This is a genomic window from Flavobacterium swingsii, from assembly GCF_900111965.1.
In the GTDB taxonomy this organism is placed as follows: domain Bacteria; phylum Bacteroidota; class Bacteroidia; order Flavobacteriales; family Flavobacteriaceae; genus Flavobacterium; species Flavobacterium swingsii.
On the sequence record NZ_FOJT01000003.1, the window covers coordinates 416,357 to 441,446 of the forward strand.

Genomic DNA, 25,090 nt, shown 5'->3' on the forward strand with positions numbered 1-25,090 from the left:
ATTATCTCGAAATTTTATCAATCATATTCAAGAAATCATTAATTTTTTCAGACGAAATGGGTAATTCCGTTTTATTAGTTAGTGTAATCCAACCTCCATTTGATTTGTCGTATCGTTCAACGTACGAAGTGTTTATAAGATAAGATTTATGAATGCGACAAAAAGAATTATTTTGTTTCAATCCATCTTCAAAATTTTTGATAGAACGGCTCACAGTCATTTTTTTACCATTATCCAAATAAATTTCAGAATATGAATTGTCTGCTTTGATGTAAATAATTGTTTCTGGTTTTATAAAATGCAATTGATTTCCCTCAGGAACAGCGATTTTGTTTATTTTTTTATCTTGAATAATACTTTTCAAACTCGAAAAAGATTCCTGGTTTTGTTTGTTTTTTTTCTTTTCAAAACGTTCGAGAGCGTCTTTAATTTCTTCTTTGTTTAATGGTTTTAACAAATAATCTACAGCTGAAATTTTCAAAGCTTCTATCGCATAATGATTGTAGGCAGTGGTAAAAATGATGGAAAAATCGACCAGATTTTCGTCAAAAAAATCTAATATTTCCAATCCACTATAATTTGGCATCTCAATATCAAGAAAAACAAAATCGGGCTTGTGTTTTCTAATAGCTTTTACTCCCGAAGGCAAATCATCGGCAACGGCTGTAATTTCGATATTCGGAAAATGATTTTCCAAAATGTTTTGCAATAAAATTTGTGCTCTTTTTTCGTCCTCGATGATGACGGTTTTATATTTATTCATAACGTAAATCCATGATTATTTTTACTTCCGTTCCTGCCGATTGTTTATTCGAGTCAAGAATTTCATTGGTTTCAACCGAAATTTCGCATTCATTTCTGTTAATGATTTCTAAACGTTCTAAAGTAGCTTTTGTAGCAAAAGAAGTGTTTTTTGAAGTGTTTTTCAGGTTAATTTTAGTTGCTTTTTCTATCCCAATTCCGTTGTCTTTTATGCTGATTTTTAGTCGATTATTTTCAACATTAAAATCAATATGCAATCTTTTTGGTCCTAATTTATGCGCCAATCCATGAATGATAGCGTTTTCGATGTAGGGTTGCAATAACATTGTAGGAATGGTAATTTGTGAAATATTTTTTTGATTCATTTCTATTTGAAAATCAAAATCAGAAAGACGCACTTTTTGTAAATCAAGATATAAGGTTTGCATACGAAGTTCATCTTCAATGGTAATCCAGTTTTTATCGGTCATTTCCAGAATCATTCGAGTAAGCCTCGAAAATTTGTTCAAATAATTGGTCGCCTCTTCGGTTTCGTTAGTCGTAATATAGGATTGAATAGTGTTAAGCGCATTAAAGAAAAAATGCGGATTCATTTGTGCTTTGATCAATTTGACTCTGCTTTCGCTCAAATAATTTTCAAGTTTTAGTTTGTCAATAATTAAATTGTTTTTTGTGGTTATTTGTTTTAATCGGTTGTAATATATCGCAATAATTAGTGCTGTAATTAGTAATGAAAGCAAGATATAAAACCAAATTTTCTCCCAAAACGGAAGTTGGATTTCAAAGTTTACTTTTTGTAAAATATAACCGTTTTTTTGATTACTAAATTCAATTTGGTATTGATTGGGAGATAATGAAGAAAGTTGAAGGATGTTTCCGTTATTCAAAATTTCTTTCCAAGATTCGTTATTGATTCTATAAAAAACACTATTTGTTTTTGTATAATCAATCATAGCAACTTGTAGCCTTATGTCGTTTTGATTATAGCGAAGTTTTGATTTCTCTTTATTTGTAAAATCTTCGTTGTTTACCCAAATTTTTTCTAAATATAACGGACTTTTATTTTGATTTGGTTTTGTATTGTTTTTGTTAAAACGAATAATATTTTGCTTACTTAAAACATAAAAATAGTTTTCGTCTATTTGTAAATCTTGTATTTTTTCGGTAATTTTTATTGTCTCTATTTTTTGTGCAACATTGTTTTTCAATACATAAATGGCATTTTTTGTGCCTAGATAAATGTTGTTTTTGATACTTTTGAAAAAGGTTATATTTTCCAATCCTGTTTTTATGAATTCAAATTTACCATTACTATAGTGGTATAATTTATCGTCATCGGTTAGAATATAAATACGATTATTTGCTTTTTTGATACTTCTAAAGCCCGTTTTTTTGTCATCAAGTTTTAGTTCTAGCAAACGATTGTTTTTATAACTAAACAATCCCATATTAGTCAGAAATAAGGCTTCGTTATCTACGAGATTCCAAATCGCCGATTTCCCTCGAATATTATCTTTTAAATGATAATGTTTGTCTATGTATTGAAAGTTACCTACTTCGCTTTTTGCGATGGCATTCCCAATGTTTACAAATCCTATAAAACCAGAGACCGCAATAATAGCTTCGTTTTTAGTAACAAAATCTATCGATTTTAGTGCGTATGTTTCATGGGCTAAAACTTCAAAATTTTTATTGGTTTTGTGCATGCCATCGGCTGCGATAAAATTGAATTTTGGATGAGTATTGTTGATATATAGAATTTGGTTTTTGCATTTCAGTGGCAATTCTTTTAAACTTCTAAAATCATTTGAAATGGAATAGATTCTTCCGTTTTCTGAACCAATAAATAATTTTGAATTTTCTGCCGAAAGTAATAATGGTTTTATTTCTTTCTGGTCACTTTGAATTTCGCTAAAATCAGAAAACCGAAGCACACCATCGTTCAATGTGCCAATCCAGTATTTTTTCTCGTTGTCGATATAAAAAGAAGTAATACTAAAATTCTCAAAATAGGGCTTGTTGTTTAATTCCTTTCCGTTTTTATCCAATACAAAAAGTCCTTTATTGGTACAAATCCAAAATTTATTTTGCAAAAAGTATAAGTTTTGAATGGTTTGGCTGCTATTAAATTCAAATAATGGAATTGCTTTTCCATTCTCGATTTTATACATTTTTTTATTTGTATTACTTTTGTCTGTGCAATATATCGGGTTGGAAGTGGTAAATATGGGAGCTACTAAAGGAACCGTTAAACGATTTGAACTGCTAGAAAGAGTCTTTTTGTTTAGGGTGATTGTTTTTAGAGATGGGTCAAAAAACCTAGTTTTATCACCTACAGTTTCTATAAAGCAAGTTCTGAAATCAGGCAGATTTTGTTTCTTAATTATTTTAAAAGTTTTTAAATCAAGAATTTCGTAGCCTTTTTGTGTGCAATAAATAAGTTGGTTTTTGTAGATAGAATAGTTTATAAAACCCATGGGATTTCCTTGGTTTATTTTATAAACAGAATCGTTTTGAACGTAATTTATATAACCATCAAAATTTTCGTACCAAATACGTCCGAAATTATCTTTTTTCAAAAAAGAGCCGCTTTTACCACTTTTATTTTGTGATTTGAATTCCTTAAAATTTCGCCCGTCAAATCGAGAAACACCTTCATCGGTGGCAAACCAAATAAATCCTTTCTCGTCTTGCATAATATCATACACACTATTGGAAGGTAAACCCTCGGTAATAGTTATTTTTTGATGAAAAATTTCTTGCGAATGTGCAACGAAAAATGTTCCAATCAGAAAAAAGAATATGGTTATTTGTTTTTTCAAAATTCCAAAATTAAATCTTGGTAAAAGTACCACAATCGAAAACAATAAAAAAGTGTGTTCTCAAACTCAAAATGGCAGTTCTCAAACTGGCTCTATTTTGCTTTAATGGTTATACTAGTTTTGCCTTATAAATTTTTAAAAACAATATATTATGAAAACACGTTTACTATTATTTATGTTTATGGCATTTTCTTTTGCTAAGGCGCAAACAATTTCTACTAGGGCTGGATCTACCTCAGGATATGTAGAGGGAACAGGAACTGCTGCTCTATTTAATCGTCCGTCCGGAATCGCAATAGACGGAGGTAGTGCCGTGGTTGTTACAGATCAGAACAATAATAGGGTTAGAAAAATATATTCTGACAATTCAACTGGCTTTTGGGCAGGAAGCTCCACAAGTGGTGCAATTATAAATGGTACTGGTGCAGCAGCAAGATTTAATAGTCTGACGGGTGTTGCTCGGGATGGTTTTAATAATGCTTACGTTTGCGATTCTGGAAATCATGCCATACGAAAAATAACATCTGCTGGGGTTGTTACAACTTTTGCAGGAGGAACATTGGGAACCGCAGATGGAACTGGAACCGCAGCACAATTTCAAAATCCACAAGGTTTAGCAATTGATGCGTCTGGAAATTTATATGTTTCAGATACTAATAATCATAGAATTAGAAAAATCACTCCTGCGGGTGTTGTTACCACTTTAGCTGGAAGCACAAATGGTTTTGTAAATGGAACAGGAACGGCAGCACAATTTAGTTATCCTTTTGGAATTGCCGTTGATGCTTCTGGAAATGTATTTGTAGGTGAAAACTGTAGAATTAGAAAAATAACACCAGCTGGTGTAGTAACAACTTTTGCAGGCAGTACAATTGGTTATTTAGATGGTAATGGAACAGCCGCTCAATTTAACAATGGTATATTAGGAATTACTATTGGTAGTTCAGGTGATTTATACGTGGCTGATTCGTACAATTACAGAATTAGAAAAATTACTTCAGCAGGTGTTGTTACTACCTATGCTGGTTTAGGTTATTCAGGAACTACTGATGGTGATGTTTCTGTTGCAAGTTTTAATGTGATAACAGGGATAGCTATAAATACTACTAATAATACTTTGTATATTGTTGATCATTTCAATAATAGAATTAGAGCAATAGCTCCTTCGTTAAAACCAGACATTTTGTCTCCAACTGTTTTCCCAAACCCAAATTATGCTACGATTAAATTTTCTTTAAATGCAAAAAACTTTGCTACGACTTCTGTTGTAAAATATGGATTAGCTTCTAATAGTTTAATATCTCAAGTAACTGGATTTAACGCAACGGGTACTTCTAATGTAAATGGTAATGTTATATTACCAGCTTTAAATCCAGGCACAACCTATTATTATCAAATAGAAGCAACTAATTCTCAAGGAACAACGGTTAATAGTATTGGAAGTTTTGTTACTCCTATTGTGACGCCACCAATTGCAGAATATACTTTTAACAATACCTATAATAATATAAACGGAAATACTGGCTTTGTGAATACAGGTGCTACTTCATTTATTACCGATAGAAATGGTGTCGCAAATAATGCTTTGCAAATCACGGGAGGTGCGGGTACCCAAGCTGGAATTACAGCTCCTTTAGGAAATGCAAGCAGAACAGTTTCGTTATGGTATAGAGTAAACGTATTATCAAGTACAAGTGGTTTGTTTTATTACGGAACAGGTGCTAACGGTATCTTTGGTTCATATATTACTATGTTTGGGGCTAATGCTTATCATACTTTTCAAAATGGGCAAAGTGATTATATTTCTACTGCCTTATATTCTGCAAATAATTGGAGACACTTAGTAATTACATACGACGGAATAAATGTTAGTATATATGTAAATGGTGCTTTTATAGGAAATAGTCCGTATAATTTAGCAACAACAGCATCAAATTTTGTATTGGGTTCTAGTAACATATCAGCTACTCTTGCGATCGACGATTTGAAAATTTTTAATTATGTTTTACCAACAAACGACATTACAAGTTTATATGTGTATAACACTTTATCATCTCCTGATTTCTCACAAAATAATTTAAAAGTTGCAGTATATCCAAACCCAGTTAGTGATATTCTAAACATCGAAACCGAAACCGAAATCAAATCCGTAGAAATATACAATTTACAAGGGCAAAAAATAAAAACTGCTTTATCGAAACAAATTAACGTTTCCGATTTGGCAAGTGGTATTTATATGGTTCGTATTGAAGACACAAACAATGCGGTAGAAACTAAAAAAATAGTGAAACAATAAATTTTCTATAATTTTTTTAAAGTGTATGTCAAATGTTTTTTGATGTACACTTTTTTATTTTTTAATCAATTTTATTTTAATCATTGTAAAAGTACCACAATCGAAAACAATAAAAAAACGTGTTCTCAAACTCAAAACGGCAGTTCTCAAACTGGCTCGATTTTGCTTTACTGATTCTCATAGTTTTGCTTCATAATCTTAAAAAACTTTATTATGAAAACACGCTTACTATTATTTATGTTATTGGCTTTCTCGCATGCAAATTCGCAAGTTACAGCAGGTCTTATTCAACAATTCAAGTTTGATAATTCGTATGCTAATGTGGCAGGAACAACTTCCTTTTCTGCAACCTCATTTGATTTTGACAGAAGTGGACATCCCAATTCGGCAGTACGAATGACGTATGCTTTACAATCGCAAGCTACAATTCCAGGGTTGCCATACGGAAATGCTGCCAGAACGATTTCGTTTTGGGTTAAATCGATAGCAGATGCTGGGTTAAATTATGGACCTGTTTTTAGTTATGGTACAGGTACAACTGGAAATGCGTTTGGTGGTGGAGTTAGTACCGACAGAACAATGATGGTGTCTCATAATGATGATTATACACTTATAATGGGCGGAAATCCAAATACATTAAATGTATGGTATCATTTTGTAATGACTTATGATGGAACAACTGCTAAAATGTACAGAAACGGACAGTTAATGGGTTCAATGGCAAAATCATGGAACACTATTAATAATTCAGATATTTTTAAATTAGGTGTTGGTACAGGAGGTCAGCAATGGTTTAATGGATTGATTGATGACTTAAGAGTATACGATAGAGCTGTAACAGATGCTGAAGCATTACAAATTTATAATGAGCCTAGTACTAGATCAATTGGACTTATAAAATCGTTTTCATTCAACAATTCGCCAGCAGATGACACTAATACTGTAAGCTTTACAACTAGTAATGCTTCTTTCCCTATTACATATACTGCGAGTAGAAATGCTGCTGGTCAAGCAATGGTAACCACGGCTTCTGCAACTAGAACTTGTACTATTCCTAATTTACCTTTAGGAAAAACAGATAGAACCATTTCGTTTTGGTGTAACCATTCTACTTTTAGTCCCATAACTTCCTTTGCTTCTTTTGGTTACGGGGCTAGTAGTCAATACAATACGTTTGGATTTTATCTTGGATCGTCAAGTGTTAACTTTCAAGGTTTTTCATACGATCAGCCTTTTACAACAGGAGCTATAGCACCATTTACATGGTATTTTATTGCAGTAGTTTTTGAAAATGACAATGCTAAAATTTTTATCAACGGTCAATATTTTGGGCCAGTTGCAAGACCATTACTGAATACTACATTAACATCATTTAGAATTGGTGCTTTTGAAGGAGCAGTTGACGATTTAAAAATCTACGATCGTGCCTTGTCTCACCCTGAAATTTTAGGTTTGTATAGTAAACCAGCGGTTACTGTTACAACTTATCCTACTACTCATAATAGCGCAACTATAAATTATACAATGTCTGATTTTGGACTAAACACAACATCTTTAGTTAGATATGGGCTTTCAAGTGGCAATTTATCAAGTCAAGCAACAGGAACATCTACTACTGGAAATGGAACGGTGAATGGTTCTGCAAACTTATCAGGACTTTTACCAAACACCACGTATTATTTTCAAGTAGAAGCAACAAATTCATCAGGAACAACAACAAGCCCTATATTGAGTTTCACAACACAATCACAAGCTCCTGGAATTTATAGTGTAGCCGCTTCTTCCATTACAACAAACTCAGCATCTATAGATTATTCTGCTTGGGATAAAGGTTTAGCAACTACAACGGTTGTAAAATATGGCTTATCAAGTGGAAATTTAACCAATCAAGTTACTGGATTTTCAGTTTCTGGAGATACTACTATCTCAGGTAATGTAAGTTTAACAGGTTTAACTCCTGCAACTACTTATTATTATCAAGTGGAAGCAACAAATACCGCAGGAGTTTCTACAAGTACAGAGGCAAGTTTCAATACATTAGCTTTGCCATCACAAATAGCAAATTATCCTTTTAATAACTCATTAAATAATGCTGGAGGAACAAATCCGTTTTCAGCACCCAATACAACTTTTGTTGCCGATAGAAATAGCCAAGTAACATCTGCTGTTAGAATAGGAAGTACAACAACTCCTTCAACTGCAACAATTCCAAACTTACCAATTGGCACTACAGAAAGAACGATTTCTTTTTGGCATAAAAAACCAACACATGCCACCGCTATTGGATTATTTGCTTATGGAACTGGTGGAAGTTTGCAAACTTTTGGGATATATTTATTAGCAAATGGAAATTATGTGTTTCAAGGTTCGGTAACGGATGTAGCATTTACAGGATCTGCAACTGCGGCCAATACTTGGATTAACACTGTTGTAACTTATAAAAGTGGCGTTGTAAAATTATATAACAATGGTGTTTTTGTAGGTAGTACAAATTTAAATCTTAATACGGGTAGCTCTACTTTCAGACTTGGAGGAAATCAAGCCATCGTTGAATTTGATGACTTACAATTTTATAACTACGAATTGAGTGCATCTCAAGTAGGCGAATTGCACAACAACAACGTTTTAGCATCATCTAACTTTTCTCAAAACAACCTAAAAGTTGCATTTTATCCAAACCCAGTTCGTGATATTCTAAACATTGAAACCGATACTGAAATCAAATCGGTAGAAGTTTATAATTTACAAGGGCAAAAAGTTTTTTATTCAAATCAAAAACAAGTTAATATTTCAGATTTGGCAAGCGGTATTTATATGATTCGTATTGAAGACACAAACAATGCGGTAGAAACGAAGCGGATTGTGAAAGAATAGATTTTTTAGAATAGAAGTATAGGCGTTGTCAAGTAAATCAAGTGTTTTTAAAAATAAAACCTAATTTACTTGACAACGCCTATCTCACAATCGTATATTTGCACACGATTTAATTTTAGAATTCAAAAAATCTAAAATTCAAATTCAGAACTCTAAAATTTTACTATGAAATTATCTCATTTCCAATTCAATTTGCCAGCCGAATTATTAGCTGAATATCCAGCCGAAAACCGTGACGAATCACGATTAATGGTTGTTGATAGACAAAAAGGAACCATCGAACACAAAATGTTCAAAGACGTTTTAGAATATTTCGACGAAGGAGATGTTTTGGTTTTAAATAATACTAAAGTTTTCCCAGCACGTTTATACGGAAACAAAGAAAAAACAGGTGCTCGTATCGAAGTTTTTTTATTAAGAGAGCTAAATGCAGAGCAACGCCTTTGGGATGTTTTGGTCGATCCAGCAAGAAAAATCCGTATCGGAAATAAATTATATTTTGGCGACGACGACTCGTTAGTAGCCGAAGTTATAGACAATACAACATCAAGAGGAAGAACATTGCGTTTCCTTTATGATGGTTCTTACGAAGAATTTAGAGCAAAACTTACAGAACTAGGAGAAACTCCAATCCCAAAATATATTTCTCGCGAAGTAACTCCAGAAGATGCAGAGCGTTACCAGACTATTTATGCAAAAGAAGAAGGCGCAGTAGCGGCTCCAACAGCAGGATTGCACTTCTCTAAACATTTATTGAAACGTTTAGAAATAAAAGGAGTTCAGTTTGCCGAAGTAACACTTCACGTAGGCTTAGGAACTTTCAATCCAGTAGAAGTAGAAGATTTATCTAAACACAAAATGGATTCTGAGGAGCTAAAAATCACACAAGAAGCTTGCGATATTGTAAATGCTGCCAAAGTAAGAAAAAGCAGAATTTGTGCCGTAGGAACAACCTCAATGAGAGCAATCGAAAGTTCAGTATCTTCAGCAAGAACACTAAATCCTTACGATGGTTGGACAAATAAATTTATTTTCCCACCACACGATTTTAGTTTGGCAACCTGTATGATAACCAATTTTCACACACCAAAATCGACCTTAATGATGATGATATCAGCATTTTGTGGACACGATTTAATGAAAGAAGCCTATGCAGAAGCCATCAAAGAAAAGTATAAATTCTATTCTTACGGTGATGCGATGTTAATTATCTAAAGATAATTTATCTCAGATTTAAATATAAAACCTTTCAGCAATGAAAGGTTTTTTTGTATTCCTTTTTGTCATACTGAGCGTAGTCGAAGTATGACGTGACCCGAAAAGGGTCGGGCTATCCGTTCCAATCTTTTGTTCGTGCCTCACAAAAGGATTTCCAATGCTATCCCTCACGCGGACAGTATTTCAACATTCAAAAGCCAAACTTATATGACCTTAAATGTCTTATATGGTTCAAAAAAAACTTCGTGTATTTCTGTGTCTACTTTGCGCATCTTCGTGAAATATTTTTTCTTATTTTTACAAAATCAAAAACCAAATCATGACTTTCCAAAATACATTACAATTTGCACAACAGCTTGACTCGCAAGACGAACTAAAAGAGTATAGAAACGAATTTATATTTCCACAACACGACAACAAAAATGTAATTTATTTTACAGGAAATTCATTAGGATTACAACCCAAATCAGCCAAAACTTATGTTGATGAAGTGATGTCCGATTGGGCAAATCTCGCTGTCGAAGGACATTTTTATGCAGACAAACCATGGTGGGATTACCACGAACGATTTGCAAACCCGTTAAGCAAAATTGTAGGAGCAAAACCAAGTGAAGTAACAGTAATGAACACACTTACAGTAAATCTTCATTTGCTAATGGTTTCGTTTTACCGCCCTACAAAAACACGATACAAGATTATTTGCGAAGAAAAAGCCTTTCCGTCAGACCAATATATGTTTCAGAGTCAAGTTAATTCTCACGGTTACAAACCAGAAGATGCTATTGTCGAAATAAAGAGAAGAGAAGGCGAACATAATATCCGACTAGAAGATATTCTTGCAAAAATAGAAGAAGTAGGCGATGAGTTGGCGTTGGTATTATTTGGCGGTGTAAATTATTATACAGGACAAGTTTTCGATATGAAAACCATCACCGAAGCAGGACACAAACAAGGTGCAAAAGTTGGTTTCGATTTGGCTCACGCCGCAGGAAATATAAAATTAGAATTACACGATTGGAATGTCGATTTTGCTGCTTGGTGTTCTTATAAATATATGAATTCAGGACCAGGAAATGTGTCAGGTTGTTTTGTACACGAAAAACACCATAACGATTCAGACTTGCCAAGATTTGCAGGTTGGTGGGGACACAATAAAGAACGACGTTTCAAAATGGAGCCTACTTTCGATCCAGTTCATGGCGCCGATGGTTGGCAAATAAGTAATTTACCAATATTATCATTAGCACCGTATTTAGCATCAGTAGAAATGTTTGCTGAAGTTGGAATGGATAAATTAATTACAAAAAGAAACCAAATTACGTCTTATTTGGAATTTATTCTTCACGAAATAGACAAAGAAGTGAAAGGTCATTTCGAAATTTTAACACCAACCAATCAAGAAGAAAGAGCTTGTCAACTTTCTGTTTTTCTTCACGGAGAAGGACGACCATTATTTGATTATCTAATGAAAAATGGAGTAATTACCGATTGGCGTGAACCTAATGTAATTCGCTTGGCACCAGTTCCTTTATATTGTTCTTATGAAGATATGTACAATTTTGGCCAAATATTAAAAAAAGGAATATTAGAAAATTAATTAAGCTTTTTATAGTTTTAGAACATTAAAAAAAATGACAAAAGAACAAATCATACAAAACTTTGACCCATCGCAACCAGGATTAGCTGATGCTACCATTTTCGGATTACCATTTACAGCCGAACAATCAGAAATTATTATTATTCCAGTACCATGGGAAGTAACGGTGAGTTACGGAGCAGGAGCATCGGAAGGGCCAGAAGCCATTTTAGAAGCCTCTTTTCAAGTTGATTTACAACACCAAGAATTTCCAGAATTATGGAAACTAGGAATGTATTATGACGAAGCACCAACACATTGGAAAAAAAATTCAGATAAATACAAAAGCCTTGCACAACCTATTATCGAAGCTTTGGAAAACGGAGAAGTAATTGAAAATTTTCCAGCACTTCAATTTGATTTAGATAAAATAAATAAAGTTTGTGCCGAATTGCACACCGAAGTAAAAGAACGTGTTTTACATTGGATACAAAAAGGAAAAAAAGTAGTCTTGTTAGGCGGAGATCATTCTACACCATTAGGATATTATCAAGCACTGGCAACGGTTCACGACGATTTCGGAATTCTGCATCTTGATGCTCATATGGATTTGCGTATTGCTTACGAAGGATTTACTTATTCGCATGCATCAATCATGTATAATGCTTTGCAAATTCCTCAAATTTCAAAAATTGTACAAGTCGGAATTCGTGATTTCTGTGAACAAGAAGTACAAGTAGCACAATCCAATCGAGTTGTAGTGCATACCGATATGGATATGAAAGCCGAAACTTTTGAAGGCAAAACATGGCAAGAACAATGCAACGACATCATTGCTGCTTTGCCACAAAAAGTAACCGTTTCTTTTGATATTGATGGAATGTATTCTTGGTATTGTCCAAACACAGGAACGCCAGTTCCGGGAGGCTTTTCTTTCGAGCAAGCTACTTATTTGTTAAGCAAATTAGCCAATTCAGATAAAGAAATAATAGGTTTCGATTTAGTAGAAGTAGCGCCAGGCGAAGATGATGATTGGGACGGAAATGTTGGTGCAAGAATGCTATATCACATGTGTGGAATGTTAGCCAAAAATAACGGAATGGAAGTTGGTCAGAAAATCAACTTTAACAGGAAATAAATATTATTAGACATTTATAAAAAAAGACGAATATAGCATTCGTCTTTTTTTTATATTTGGTAAATCAATCTGTCTCAAATGAAAAAGTTTAAAAAAGTTCTTCTCATTTTTATTTCATTCATAGCTGTTATTTCACTTTTGTTGTATGGTTACTTGTTAACTACAAAACCAAAATACGAAGGAGAAATTTCTATAAAAAACATATCAAAAGAAACAACTGTATATTTTGATGATTATGGTGTGCCGCACATTTATGCAGACAACCAAAAAGATGCAATGACAGCATTAGGTTATGTTCATGCGCAAGATAGATTATGGCAAATGGAACTCATTCGTCGTATTGCACCAGGAAAATTATCTGAAATATTCGGAACCAGAGCACTTAAAAACGATAAATTCTTTATTGGTTTAGGAATCGAAGAAAATTCAGAAAAAGCCATAGCTCAATTAGACAAAAACGGAAAACCATACCAAATGGCAATGGCGTATCTCGACGGAGTAAACCAATATCTAGAAAACGGAAAAACACCAATCGAGTTTACAATTTTAGGAATTAAAAAAGAAAAATTCACGTTAAAAGACGTTTACAATACTTTTGGATATATGTCATTTAGTTTTGCTATGGCTCAAAAAACAGACCCTTTGATTACCGATATTAAAAATCAATACGGAGAAGAATATTTGAAAGATTTAGGAATCGATTATTCATTAAATCCAACAAGATTAAAAATTTCAAAAGAACAAGCGCAACAGTACATAGAAATCTCGAAATCGATAACCACTTTGTTAGAAAATTCTCCAGTTCCGCCATTTATCGGGAGCAATAGTTGGGTGCTTTCGCCAAAGAAAACAAAAACAGGAAAAGTATTGTTTTGCAACGATCCACACATCGAATATTCACAACCAGGAACGTGGTACGAAGCGCATATTTCTTGTCCGGAATACGAAATGTACGGTTATTATTTGGCAGGAACGCCGTTTCCGTTATTAGGTCATAATCGTGATTATGCTTACGGATTGACGATGTTCGAAAACGATGATGCCGATTTGTTTCAAGAAGAAAACAACCCAAAAAACGAAAATCAGTATAAAACAGTAACTGGTTTCGAAAATTATAAAATTAGAACCAAAACTATTAAAGTAAAAGATTCTACATCAGTAATTTTAAAAGTAAAAGAAACACAACACGGACCAATAATTAATGACCTAATTGCCGATTTTAAAACCCAAAAACCAGTTTCTTTCTCATGGATTTATACACAACAACCTAACAAAATCCTTGATGCAGTTTATAGTTTAAGCCGAGCCAAAAACATAGCTGAATTTCAAAAAGGCGTTTCCTATATTGTGGCGCCAGGACTTAATATTATGTATGGCGATGCCAAAAATAACGTTGCTTGGTTTACTTCTGGAAAATTATACAAATTAGAAAAAGGCGTTAATCCTAATCTTATTTTGAACGGTACCAATGGTATCGATGATAAGAAACAGTTTTTAGATTATTCAAAAAATCCATCAGCTATAAATCCAAGTTGGAATTACGTGTATTCTTCAAACAATATGCCTGAAACGATTGATGGTTACAATTATCCAGGCTATTATTTACCTGAAGATAGAGCCAGAAGAATCACGAATTTATTAGACAATAAAAGTGATTGGAGTAAAGACGATGTGAGCAAAATGCTTACCGATAATAGGTCGCCAGTTTCTGTAGAAGTTGTTCAAGAATTATTGTTGGTAATCAAAGCAAATGATTTAAGTAAGCAAGAAAAACAGGCTTATGAAGTTTTAGGAAAATGGAACGGCTCTAATAATTTAAATGATGTTGCACCAACTATTTACACCAAATTGATTTATTTTTATTTAAAAAATACATATCAAGACGAAATGGGCGAAATTTCATTCAAACAATTCTTGAAAACCCATATTATGAAGCAAAGTATAGCTTTTCAAACTAAAAATATAAATTCGCCTTGGTGGGATAATATTGATACAAAAAACAAAAAAGAAACCCGAAACGAAATATTAAATTTGTCATTCAAACAGGCCGTTTTAAGCTTGAAAAATCAATTAGGAACCGATGCAAATTCTTGGACTTGGAACAAAGTACACAAAGTAGAATACAAACATCCGTTGGGAAGTGTGGCTTTATTTAAACCGTTTTTTAATGTTGGTAAATTTGAAATTTCGGGAACAAACGAAGTTATAAACAACACCATGTTCGATTACTCGGACGAAATAGAACATGTTGTAAAAGCTGGTCCATCAACCCGACGAATTGTCGATTTTTCGGACATAGAAAACAGTTGGAGCATCTTGCCGACAGGGCAATCTGGAAACCCTATGAGTGCCCATTATAATGACCAAGCCGAAATGTATTTGCAAGGAAAATTTAGGAAAATGAAAATTAATAAGGAAGAAATCATAAAAACTTCTACCAAATTGGTTTTCAAAGCTAAATAAATTGCCGCATCTTTGTAGACTTAAAACTATGATTAATATTACAGCTTTGGTTTGTAATTTTTAATTCGTAATTCGTAATTATTTAATGCAGAAATCTCAAAAAATTGCAATTGTAGGATCTGGTTTAGTCGGTTCGTTATTAGCAATATATCTTAAAAAAGAAGGTCACACCGTTCATGTTTATGATCGAAGCCCAGATATTAGAACCATTCAGTTTTCTGGGCGTTCTATCAACTTGGCAATGTCTAATCGTGGCTGGAAAGCTCTCGATGGTGCTGGCGTAGGCGACAAGGTGCGTCATATTGCCATTGCCATGGAAAAACGAGCGATTCACGTTGGTAATCAATTAAATTTTCAACATTACGGCTTGCAAGGAGAATGTATTTATTCAATTTCTCGTGGTGTTCTTAATCGTAAAATGATTGATTTGGCCGAAGAAGCTGGTGCCGAATTCTTTTTCGAACAAAAAATTTGGGATGTAAATCTTACCGATGCCACGCTACAAATGGGCGAAACTGAACGTGGCGAATGGACTGACGTAAAATATGATATGGTTTTTGGTGCTGATGGTGCTTTTTCTAGAATCCGTCACCGTATGCAACGCCAAAGCATGTTTAATTATTCGCAAGATTTCTTAAATACAGGTTACAAAGAATTACATATTCCAGCGAATGCCGATGGAAGTTACAAACTCGACAAAAATTCCTTACACATTTGGCCACGAGGAAAATATATGCTCATTGCATTACCTAATCTCGACGGAAGTTTTACTTGTACACTTTTTATGCCTTTTGAAGGAGAAAATTCGTTTGCTTCGTTAGATAATCGTCCAAAAGTAGAAGCTTTTTTTGCAGAAAATTTACCAGATACAATTGATGTGATTCCAGATTTAGCTGAAGATTTTTTTAAAAATCCAACCAGTACATTGGTTACTATGAAATGTTTTCCTTGGACTTATAGTGATAAAGTAGCCTTAATTGGCGATGCCGCTCACGCCATTGTTCCTTTTTACGGACAAGGAATGAATGCAGGTTTTGAAGACATTACCATTCTGTACGAAATGATGCAGAAATACGGAAACGATTGGAAAACGATTTTTTCAGAATATGAAAAATCACGCAAACCCGATGCCGATGCCATTGCGGAACTTTCCTATCGTAATTTTATGGAAATGGGTACAAAAACTGCCGACGAAAAATTCTTGCTTCAAAAGAAAATTGAAAAATGGTTTGCTTCAAAACACCCAGAAAAATGGATGCCTTTATACGACAGAGTAACTTTTTCTACTCGACCGTATTCGGAAGCACTTGCTATTGGTGATTTTCAAGAGAGTATTATGCAAGAAGTTTTGAAAATGAATAATATTGAAACAAATTGGCAAACAGAAGAAGTTGAGAATAAAATTATTCAATTATTAAATTCCAAATAATGACAACTTTAAGGTTAATTAATCTTCCCGATGCACTTTCGTGAAATCGAAAGCAGGAGTGCAAATTGCAATATATTCGCAAACTTCATCAAAAGGATTCGAATATTGAACTCGTGTATTTTTTTCTATTTTTATAGATTGTCCGCCTTCTAGAATTACAATTTCATCTTCAATAATAAATTGTTTTTTGCCTGAAATTATATAAGTATACTCATCAAATTCTGGTGTTTGAAAAGGTTCACTCCAACCAGAAGGAGCAATCATGTGCGCGATTGAAATTTCAGAATTGCCAGTTGTGGCTTTTCCGTGATGTTCTTCAATGAGTTTTCCGTCAGTTGTAGGAACTACAAAAGGTGATTTTTGGATAAAATACTTTTTCATTTTTTAAAAATAAAATAAACAGCTAAAATTAAGAAACAAAATCCGATAGCATGATTCCATCTAAAGGTTTCATTTTTGAAGAAAATCATCGAAAAAACCACAAAAACAACTAAAGTTATTACTTCCTGAATGACTTTAAGTTGCATTAAGTTAAACGGACCTCCATTACCTTCATAACCAATTCTGTTGGCGGGAACCTGAAAACAATATTCAAACAAGGCCAATCCCCAACTTATCAGAACAATGGTAATTAATCCAGCATTTTCAAACCATTTTAGTTCTTTAAATTTTAAATGACCATACCAAGCCAACGTCATAAAAATGTTAGACAAAATGAGTAATCCTATTGTAATGTAACCTTTCATCATTTCTCGCAATTACTAACGTTTCAAAACCTTCATCAAAACACTAAATGCACCTCTTATAAAACTCGCACTTGTAACGACTTTCAAAACTGATTTTCCAACAACTTCTCCCATTCCAGGCTCTTTGCTTTCTCGTCTTTCTTCTTCTTTTTCGGAAATTTCTTCCGAGATAGCTTCAATTTTTTTAGTCAGCATCTCATAAGCGCTTTCTCTGTCTAATTCTTCGGCATATTTTGCGACTAATTTCGACTTCGTATTTATTGTAGCAATTTCATCTTCGGTCAAAATATCCATTCTACTTTCTGGCGCACGCATCATAGTTGCGGCTAACGGTGTAGGAATTCCTTTTTCGTTTAAAGCGGTTACTAATGCTTCCCCAATTCCTAGGGAAGTTAATAACTCTTCGGTTTTATAAAATTCGGAAGTTGGATAATTATCGGAAGTTTGGTTTATCGCTTGTCGGTCATTGGCTGTAAAAGCTCTTAATGCATGCTGAATTTTCAATCCCAATTGTGCCAAAACACCTTTTGGAATATCCATAGGATTTTGGGTAATAAAATATACGCCAACACCTTTAGAACGAATTAATTTGATGATGGTTTCTATCTGGTCGAGCAAAGTTTTACTTGCTTCATTAAATATAAGGTGCGCTTCATCAATAAAAATAACCAATTCTGGTTGGTCTACATCTCCTTTTTCTGGCATTTGTTGGTATATTTCTGCCAAAAGATTCAACATAAATGTCGAAAATAATTTGGGTTTGTCTTGAATGTCGGTCAATCGAACAATATTTATATAACCTTGTCCATTTTCGTCAATACGCATCAAATCATCTATTTCGAAAGATTTTTCACCAAAGAATGTAGTCGCGCCTTGTTGTTCGAGTTCGATAATTTTTCTTAAAATAGTTCCCGTTGTTGAGGTCGAAATTTTCCCGTATTCTTCGGAGATTTCGTCTTTTCCTTCTTCGGTAATATAATTCATGACTTTTTTGATGTCTTTCAAATCTAAAAGAGGCATTTTTTTGTCGTCACAATATTTGAAAATCACTGATATTACTCCAGATTGCGTGTCATTCAAATCTAAAATTCTAGAAAACAAAACAGGACCAAATTCCGAAACTGTAGCTCGCAAACGAACGCCGTCTTGTTCTGAAAGGGATAATAACTCTACCGAAAAAGCTTTTGGCGAAAACGGAATATTTATTTTAGTATGTCTTTCTGTGATAAATGGTTTTTCTTCACCCGCTTTTGCAACACCCGAAAAATCACCTTTTATATCCATCATTAATACTGGAATACCTTTTTGTGACAATTGCTCAGATAATACCTGAATGGTTTTTGTTTTTCCAGTTCCTGTTGCTCCGGCAATTAATCCGTGGCGGTTTAGGGTTTTTAGTGGGATTGTAACATGCAAATCTAAAGCTTCGCCGTCTAGCATGGCACCACCAAGAACAATACTTTCGCCTTTGCAAGTGTAACCTTCGGTTATTTGGGTTTTAAAATTTTCTACGGTACTCATTATATATGTTTATAGGAGTGCAAGTTATTAATTTTTTCGTTTAATAAAAGGCTTATTTTTATCTTTAAAAATGGCTTAATTTTTGCTGTTATTTGTAAAGTATCGGCTTTTTCTGTAAATTATCTAAAACATATTATTTTTTTGCAGATCTTGTGATTATCATAGAAAACAAGAGTGTTTGCTATTAAATAGTTAATAATCAGTTTGTTTTTGAGGGTATTTTGCGTTTAATGTTTTTTTTAAAATATTTTCAATGCATTATTATTGTTATTATTCATTAGAAAGTTTGAAAAAAGTTTTTTTATTAGAACTAAAAAATTAAATTTGCGTTCACTATTTAATAATTACAAAAGAAATTATAATCAATTAAAGAAAATTTAAATTTTAGAAAAATGGCAAACGTTAAAAAAGAAAGTAGTTCAAACGGAGGAGATGTGTTCTCAGGAATTGTTATCGTATCATGTATTGTAGTTGGGATTTTAGTTTGGAAATTCGTGATGGGTTCTGGTGCAAATTTTGCTGGAGGAATATCAGGAGGAACGCCACTGCCAGGAAACTACCGTGCGATGGTTTATAATGGAGGTCCTATTGTACCTGTTTTGATGGGATTATTGTTAATGGTTGTTGTTTTTGGAATCGAAAGATTTATGGTTATATCTAAAGCTGCTGGAAAAGGAAATTTAGATACATTTATGAAAAAAGTTCAAGCAAGTGTTACTTCTGGAGATATTGACGGAGCTATCGATGCTTGCGACAAACAAAAAGGATCAGTTGCAAATACAATAAAAGCTGGTTTGGTAAAATACCAAGCAGTAAAAGCGGAAGGTTTTAGCAGCGAAGAGGCTACAGAAACTATTCACAAAGAAATAGAAGAAGTTACTTCTCTTGAAATGCCAATGTTAGAGAAAAATTTAACAATCATTTCTACATTAGTATCTTTAGGAACTCTTGCAGGTCTTTTAGGAACTGTAACGGGTATGATTAAAGCATTTGCTGGATTAGCAGGTGGTGGTGGAGCAGATTCTGCTGAATTAGCAAATGGTATCTCTGAAGCGCTTATTAATACTGCTACAGGTATTGCAACTTCTGCATTAGCAATTGTAGTATATAACTTCTTTACTTCAAAAATTGACACGTTAACTTATTCTATCGACGAAGCTGCAAATACTATCGTGAATACTTACAGACGTTTCAAAGGAAGTGTAAAATAATATCAAAATAGTGTAACGATGAGAGAAGAATAATCTTCTTTCTTCGTTATATTTAAAAATAAAATTATGGCTAAAGCAAAATCGCAAAAAAAGGCAGCCGCTATCGACATGACAGCAATGTGTGACGTAGCCTTCCTTTTGCTAACTTTCTTTATCTTGACCGCTACAGCAAAGCAACCAGAGCCATTACCAGTTGATACGCCTAGTTCTACAGTGCAAACAAAATTGCCTGAAAAAGATTTAGCAATGTTAACAGTAGGTAACGGTAAAGTTTTCTTTGGAGTGACAGGAAAAGATGTTAGAAAAAGAACACTAGAGCTAATGGGTACTAAATATGGTATGACATTTACTCCAGAAGAAATGAAAAAATTCTCGCAAATGGATGCTTTTGGTGTGCCAATGTCACAACTAAAAAGTCTAATTGCTAAGAGTAGTGCCGAAAGAAATCAGAAAAACTTGCAATCAGGGATTCCTAAAGACTCTTTAGATAATCAGTTGAAAGAATGGATTTATAATGCAAGACTTGCTACAAATGAGATTGCAGGTGTGCAACTTAAAGTAGCGATAAAAGGTGATGCTAAACAAGAATATCCTCAAATCAAAAAAGTGATGGATATTTTACAAGACCAAAAAATAAACCAGTTTAACCTAGTTACTGGATTACGTGGGGAAGATTTTTAATATTTAAAAAATACAACGATGGCAGAATTAAATACTGGCGACGGCGGTGGAAAAGGTGATAAGAAAGTAAGAAGTAAAAAAGGAAACTCACGTGTAGACTTAACTGCAATGGTAGATTTGGCTTTCTTATTAATCACGTTCTTTATGCTTACGACTTCGCTAAATAAACCTCAATCTATGGATTTGGGTATGCCTGATAAGGAGGAAGATCCAACAAAAAAACAAACAATAGATGTCGCTGATAATAGATCTTTAACTGTTCTTTTAGGAGAAAACAATAAAGTGAAATGGTATTTAGGGCAATTTGTAACTCCTTTAGCTGGTCCAGAGCAAGTGACTTATGGTAAAGAAGGAATTCGTAAAGAAATTTTAGCTAGAGTTAAATCTGTGGTTGAGGAAACTGGAGATCCTAAAAAAGGATTAATTGTGATCATTAAGCCAAGTGAAAAATCAACTTACAGTAATTTAGTTGATATTCTTGACGAAATGGCTATTTGTAAAGTAAAAACTTATGCTATTGTAGATATTACAAAAGAGGAAGTGGCTTTGTTAGATAAAGAATAGGTTTTTTAACCAAAATAATAATAAGATGAAATTAGATATATTCAAATCACAATGGTTAGATTTAGTTTTCGAAGGGCGTAACAAAAAGTATGGTGCTTATGAGTTGCGTAAAGAGAATCCTAAAACTTCTATCAAAGCATTAATAGGCGGTGCCGTTGTTTTTGCCTTGGCTTTAGGCTTGCCATTACTTCTCGATATGCTTCCAGATAGCGAAGCTAAAAACACACTAGACGAAAAAGTAGTCTTGGTAGATATTGAGAAACCAAAAGACATTATAAAACCACCACCACCACCTCCAGAGCCACCAAAACCTAAGATTGATGAAGTAAAATTCGTTGCTCCTAAAGTTGTGCCAAAAGAAAAAGTAGTAGAGGAAATTAAGACTATTGAAGAGCTTAAAGATAAAACTATTTCTGAAAAAGATCAAAAAGGAGATCCAAATGCAAAAATTGTAATCGATCAGCCAACAGGAGACGGTGACCAAGGTGCTGAAATTGTAGACAATACTATTTACAATTCTGCAGGTATCGAAGTACAGCCAGGTTATCCAGGTGGTATGGATAAATTTGGAGGTTTTATTAAAAAGAATTTTAATACTGAGGATATAGCAAGTAAATTAAACTCTGATCTTACTGGGAAAGTGATTGTGAAGTTTGTTGTCGAAAAAGACGGAACTTTAACAGACATTCAAGTAATTAGAGATTTAGGTTACGGAACTAAAGAGGAAGCGATAAGAGTGCTTCGTAAAGGGCCTAAATGGACTCCAGGTATTCAAAACGGAAAGCCAGTTAGAACTAATTTTATATTGCCAATAAATCTTACTATAACAGCAGGAGAATAATGCACAATAATAGCTTAAATAATACCCAGAAGAAATCGCTCAAAGAGCGATTTCTTCTCGTTATAGGAATATTGTTTTTTTGTTTGTATCTCGCCTTTGGCTTGGCGGTAATCTTCTGGAAAGACTTCCCTCTTAATATGTCTAATGGTTACAGAATTGCGTTAGGTGTTATAGTTATTGTATATGCTTTTTTGCGATTCATTCGTTTCTTTCAAAAATCATAATCATGAGAAAAACTAGTTTATTAGTATTAATAAGTTGCTTGTTTGTAGTTGTATTTTCATGCGATAAAAAATCAAAAAATCAAGAAGAAGAAACTATCCTAAAAGGAAAAGTTACTATTCTTGTAGATGAAACGCTACTTCCTGTAATAGAAGACCAAAAACAAGTTTTCGAAAATCAATACAACGCAACAATTACATTGGTTGGAAAATCGGAATCAGAAATTGTACAACTATTGTCTAAAAACAAACAGCAACTAGCTATTTTGTCTAGAGAATTAACAACAAATGAAGCTGAAATTTTTAAAATAAAAAAAATAATTCCTAAAATAACACCACTCGCAACCGATGCTATTGCTTTTATTTCACATAAAAATAACAATGATACAATCATCGATTTAGAAAAAGTAATTACTTTTGTGCAAGGAAAAAATCAAAGTGATTTCAAAGGCTTAGTTTTCGATAATCCAAATTCGAGTACCGTTCGTTATATTAAAGAATTAGCAAAAATTAATGTTTTGCCAAAAGAAAAAATATTTTCTTTTCAAACCAATAATGAAGTTATTCAGTTTGTAGCTAAAAACGAAGGAATGGTAGGTATTGTTGGGGTAAATTGGTTGTCACAACCATCGCCAATAATGCGAGAAACGATAGAGGATGTTAAAGTATTAAGTGTTAAATCTTTAAAAACTGGAACTTTCGTAAAGCCAAGCCAAGACCATATAGCAAGCGGCTTGTATCCACTTACTAGAGAAATAAAAATGTTAAATTATCAACCTTTCCCAGGTTTAGGCATGGGTTTTGCTTCCTTTGTTGCAGGAGAAATAGGACAACGTATTATTTTGAAATCAGGACTTGTTCCTGCTAAAATACCAAACAGGAATATTAAAATCCGAAAAGAAATAAATAAAAAATAATAAATACATAATAAAATGAATAAAGTTAAATTTTTCAGCATTGCATTAGTAGCCTTTGGGTTTTCTACTTACGCACAAGAAGTTGAATTGGCTAAAAAAGCTATCGATGCTGAGCAGTATGAAAAAGCAAAATCTATTTTAAAAGCCGGAATACAAGCAAAACCAGATAACGGAAAAATTGCTTTTTTGTTGGGTAATGTTTATTTGCAACAAAGTCAACAAGATTCTGCTAAAATGTTTTTTCAAAAAGGATTAACTGCTAAAGAATTTGCAAGTTTTAATTATATTGGTCTAGGACAATTAGATTTGAATAGTGGTAATACTGAAGCAGCTCAATTTAACTTTGATCAAGCTACAAAAGATATTAAAAAGAAAGATATTGAACAATTTATTTATATTGGAAAAGCATTTACAAATGCTGAAAAACCAGATTTCAAAAAAGCAATTGCTAACTTAACAAAAGCAAAAGCTATAAATCCTAATGATGCACAAATTCAAATGGCATTGGGTGATGCTTATTATGGAGATAGAAATCAAAATGACGCTTATGCAGCTTATAGAAATGCATTCGAAGCAGATCCAACTTTACTAAAAGCAAAGATGCAATTGGGTGTTTTGCTAAAAGGAGCAAAAGCATTTCCAGAAGCAAAATCTGCATTCGATGGTGTAGTTGCAATCAACCCAAATTACGGACCAGTATATCGCGAATTAGCTGAAACGTATTACCAATGGGGAGCTAACGACAAAACAAAATACAAAGAGTACACCGCAAAAGGATTAGAATATTACGAAAAATACATGAGTCTAACGGATTATTCATTAGCATCACGTTTTCGTCACGCAGAATTTTTAATCTTAGCAAAAGATTACAAAGCACTTGAAAAAGAAGCTGAAGCAATGAAAAAATTAGATAATGTAAACCCAAGAATCTTGCGTTATTTAGGTTATGCTTTATACGAAAATGGAAATTTTGACGGAGCAATACAAGCATTAACAGATTATACAACAAATCCCAAAAACAAAATTATTGGCCGTGATTATTTGTATTTAGGTTTAGCAGAACTAAAAAAAGCGACACCAGCACCAGCAACACCAGAGGCAAAATCAGTAATCAATGATGTTTTGTTTCAAACTGCAGTAGCTAATCTTCGCAAAGCGGTCGATTTAGACAAGCCAATGGCAAACGATTTGAACGATATTGGTAAAATATATTTCGAACAAAAATTATACAAATATGCAGCAGATATATACGAAGTAGCAACATCTAACCCAAATTCTAAAAATTATTTATACGATAATTTTTATTTAGGGTATGCTTTATATTTCGATAATTCAGGTAAAGATGCAGCAAAAATGAACGTTGTAGCACTGAAAAAAGCAGACAAAGCATTCGATAACGTTACAGTTGCTTCGCCAACAACCCAAGATGCATATATATACAGAGCGCGAGTAAATAGTTTATTGCAAAACGATGCAGTAGCAGAAGAACAAATGGCAAAAAGCTACGCAGACTATATTCGAGTAGTAACCGAAAAAGGAACTGCCGAAGTAGAGAAGTCATCAAACAAAACAAAATTTGTAGAAGCTTATCAAAATTTAGCTTTACATTACAAAAAGGACAAAGTAAAAGCTACCGAATATATCACAAAAGCGTTAGCTATCGAGCCAACAAACTCAGATAGTTTAAGCATTCAGAAATCACTGAAATAGTAAACTAAGATTTTCTAAAAACCGTCTACCTAATAAGTAAGACGGTTTTTTTATGAGCGAAAGTTTCAGGCATTTTTGGCAAATACATTCCCGCTTTCGC

At 33.4% G+C, this 25,090-nt stretch carries 18 protein-coding genes; 13 read left to right on the forward strand and 5 right to left on the reverse strand.

Annotated elements, in window-relative coordinates:
- Position 1 precedes the first annotated feature (1 nt).
- Entirely contained in the window at positions 2–763 is a 762-nt protein-coding gene (locus tag BM053_RS07020; RefSeq protein ID WP_091475529.1) for a LytR/AlgR family response regulator transcription factor, read from the reverse strand.
- Positions 756–3,584, reverse strand: coding sequence for a sensor histidine kinase (locus BM053_RS07025; RefSeq protein ID WP_167357314.1), 2,829 nt, complete (start codon positions 3,582–3,584; stop codon positions 756–758). The genes BM053_RS07020 and BM053_RS07025 overlap by 8 nt, the downstream gene beginning before the upstream one ends.
- A gap of 151 nt (positions 3,585–3,735) precedes the next feature.
- On the opposite strand from BM053_RS07025, the gene BM053_RS07030 reads away from it, so the two are divergent.
- From BM053_RS07030 to BM053_RS07060, 7 genes are all read left to right on the forward strand, one after another.
- Complete coding sequence (locus BM053_RS07030) at positions 3,736–5,880, forward strand: T9SS type A sorting domain-containing protein (RefSeq protein WP_091475532.1); 2,145 nt, start codon at positions 3,736–3,738, stop codon at positions 5,878–5,880.
- A gap of 213 nt (positions 5,881–6,093) precedes the next feature.
- Positions 6,094–8,754: a LamG-like jellyroll fold domain-containing protein gene (locus tag BM053_RS07035; RefSeq protein ID WP_091475534.1), complete on the forward strand. Its 2,661-nt coding sequence runs from the start codon at positions 6,094–6,096 to the stop codon at positions 8,752–8,754.
- A 165-nt stretch (positions 8,755–8,919) separates the two neighbouring features.
- A complete protein-coding gene (queA, locus tag BM053_RS07040) occupies positions 8,920–9,969 on the forward strand; it encodes a tRNA preQ1(34) S-adenosylmethionine ribosyltransferase-isomerase QueA (protein ID WP_091475535.1) in 1,050 nt (349 codons plus the stop codon).
- A 322-nt stretch (positions 9,970–10,291) separates the two neighbouring features.
- A complete protein-coding gene (kynU, locus tag BM053_RS07045; protein ID WP_091475537.1) occupies positions 10,292–11,569 on the forward strand; it encodes a kynureninase in 1,278 nt (425 codons plus the stop codon).
- Positions 11,570–11,603: 34 nt separating this feature from the next.
- A complete protein-coding gene (locus BM053_RS07050) occupies positions 11,604–12,686 on the forward strand; it encodes an agmatinase family protein (RefSeq protein ID WP_091475539.1) in 1,083 nt (360 codons plus the stop codon).
- Positions 12,687–12,764: 78 nt separating this feature from the next.
- Complete coding sequence (locus BM053_RS07055; RefSeq protein WP_091475540.1) at positions 12,765–15,149, forward strand: penicillin acylase family protein; 2,385 nt, start codon at positions 12,765–12,767, stop codon at positions 15,147–15,149.
- 85 nt (positions 15,150–15,234) lie between these two features.
- Positions 15,235–16,578 (forward strand): FAD-dependent oxidoreductase, encoded by a 1,344-nt coding sequence (locus tag BM053_RS07060; RefSeq protein ID WP_091475541.1) that lies wholly within the window; start codon positions 15,235–15,237, stop codon positions 16,576–16,578.
- An 18-nt stretch (positions 16,579–16,596) separates the two neighbouring features.
- Here the strand turns inward: BM053_RS07060 and BM053_RS07065 are convergent, their stop codons facing one another.
- The 3 genes from BM053_RS07065 to BM053_RS07075 are packed head-to-tail and all read right to left on the reverse strand — an operon-like array spanning position 16,597 to position 18,845.
- Positions 16,597–16,959, reverse strand: a complete 363-nt coding sequence (locus tag BM053_RS07065; RefSeq protein WP_091475543.1) for a cupin domain-containing protein — start codon at positions 16,957–16,959, stop codon at positions 16,597–16,599.
- Complete coding sequence (locus tag BM053_RS07070) at positions 16,956–17,327, reverse strand: DMT family protein (protein ID WP_244148510.1); 372 nt, start codon at positions 17,325–17,327, stop codon at positions 16,956–16,958. The genes BM053_RS07065 and BM053_RS07070 overlap by 4 nt, the downstream gene beginning before the upstream one ends.
- A 12-nt stretch (positions 17,328–17,339) precedes the next feature.
- The gene (locus tag BM053_RS07075) at positions 17,340–18,845 is read right to left on the reverse strand and encodes a helicase HerA-like domain-containing protein (RefSeq protein WP_091475548.1); all 1,506 of its coding nucleotides are present in this window, start codon (positions 18,843–18,845) and stop codon (positions 17,340–17,342) included.
- Between the two features lie 392 nt (positions 18,846–19,237).
- Here BM053_RS07075 and BM053_RS07080 point away from each other — a divergent pair, with 392 nt between their 5' ends.
- The 6 genes from BM053_RS07080 to BM053_RS07110 all read left to right on the forward strand — a co-directional run bounded on the left by BM053_RS07080 (position 19,238) and on the right by BM053_RS07110 (position 24,990).
- On the forward strand, positions 19,238–20,056 hold the full coding sequence (locus BM053_RS07080; RefSeq protein ID WP_091475550.1) for a MotA/TolQ/ExbB proton channel family protein: 819 nt from the start codon (positions 19,238–19,240) through the stop codon (positions 20,054–20,056).
- Between the two features lie 66 nt (positions 20,057–20,122).
- Entirely contained in the window at positions 20,123–20,737 is a 615-nt protein-coding gene (locus BM053_RS07085; RefSeq protein WP_091475552.1) for an ExbD/TolR family protein, read from the forward strand.
- 18 nt (positions 20,738–20,755) lie between these two features.
- Positions 20,756–21,301: an ExbD/TolR family protein gene (locus tag BM053_RS07090; protein WP_091475553.1), complete on the forward strand. Its 546-nt coding sequence runs from the start codon at positions 20,756–20,758 to the stop codon at positions 21,299–21,301.
- Positions 21,302–21,326: 25 nt separating this feature from the next.
- Positions 21,327–22,142, forward strand: a complete 816-nt coding sequence (locus BM053_RS07095; protein ID WP_091475556.1) for an energy transducer TonB — start codon at positions 21,327–21,329, stop codon at positions 22,140–22,142.
- A gap of 226 nt (positions 22,143–22,368) precedes the next feature.
- Positions 22,369–23,280, forward strand: coding sequence for a PstS family phosphate ABC transporter substrate-binding protein (locus BM053_RS07105; RefSeq protein ID WP_091475563.1), 912 nt, complete (start codon positions 22,369–22,371; stop codon positions 23,278–23,280).
- A gap of 15 nt (positions 23,281–23,295) precedes the next feature.
- Entirely contained in the window at positions 23,296–24,990 is a 1,695-nt protein-coding gene (locus BM053_RS07110) for a tetratricopeptide repeat protein (protein WP_091475566.1), read from the forward strand.
- Positions 24,991–25,090: the final 100 nt, after the last annotated feature.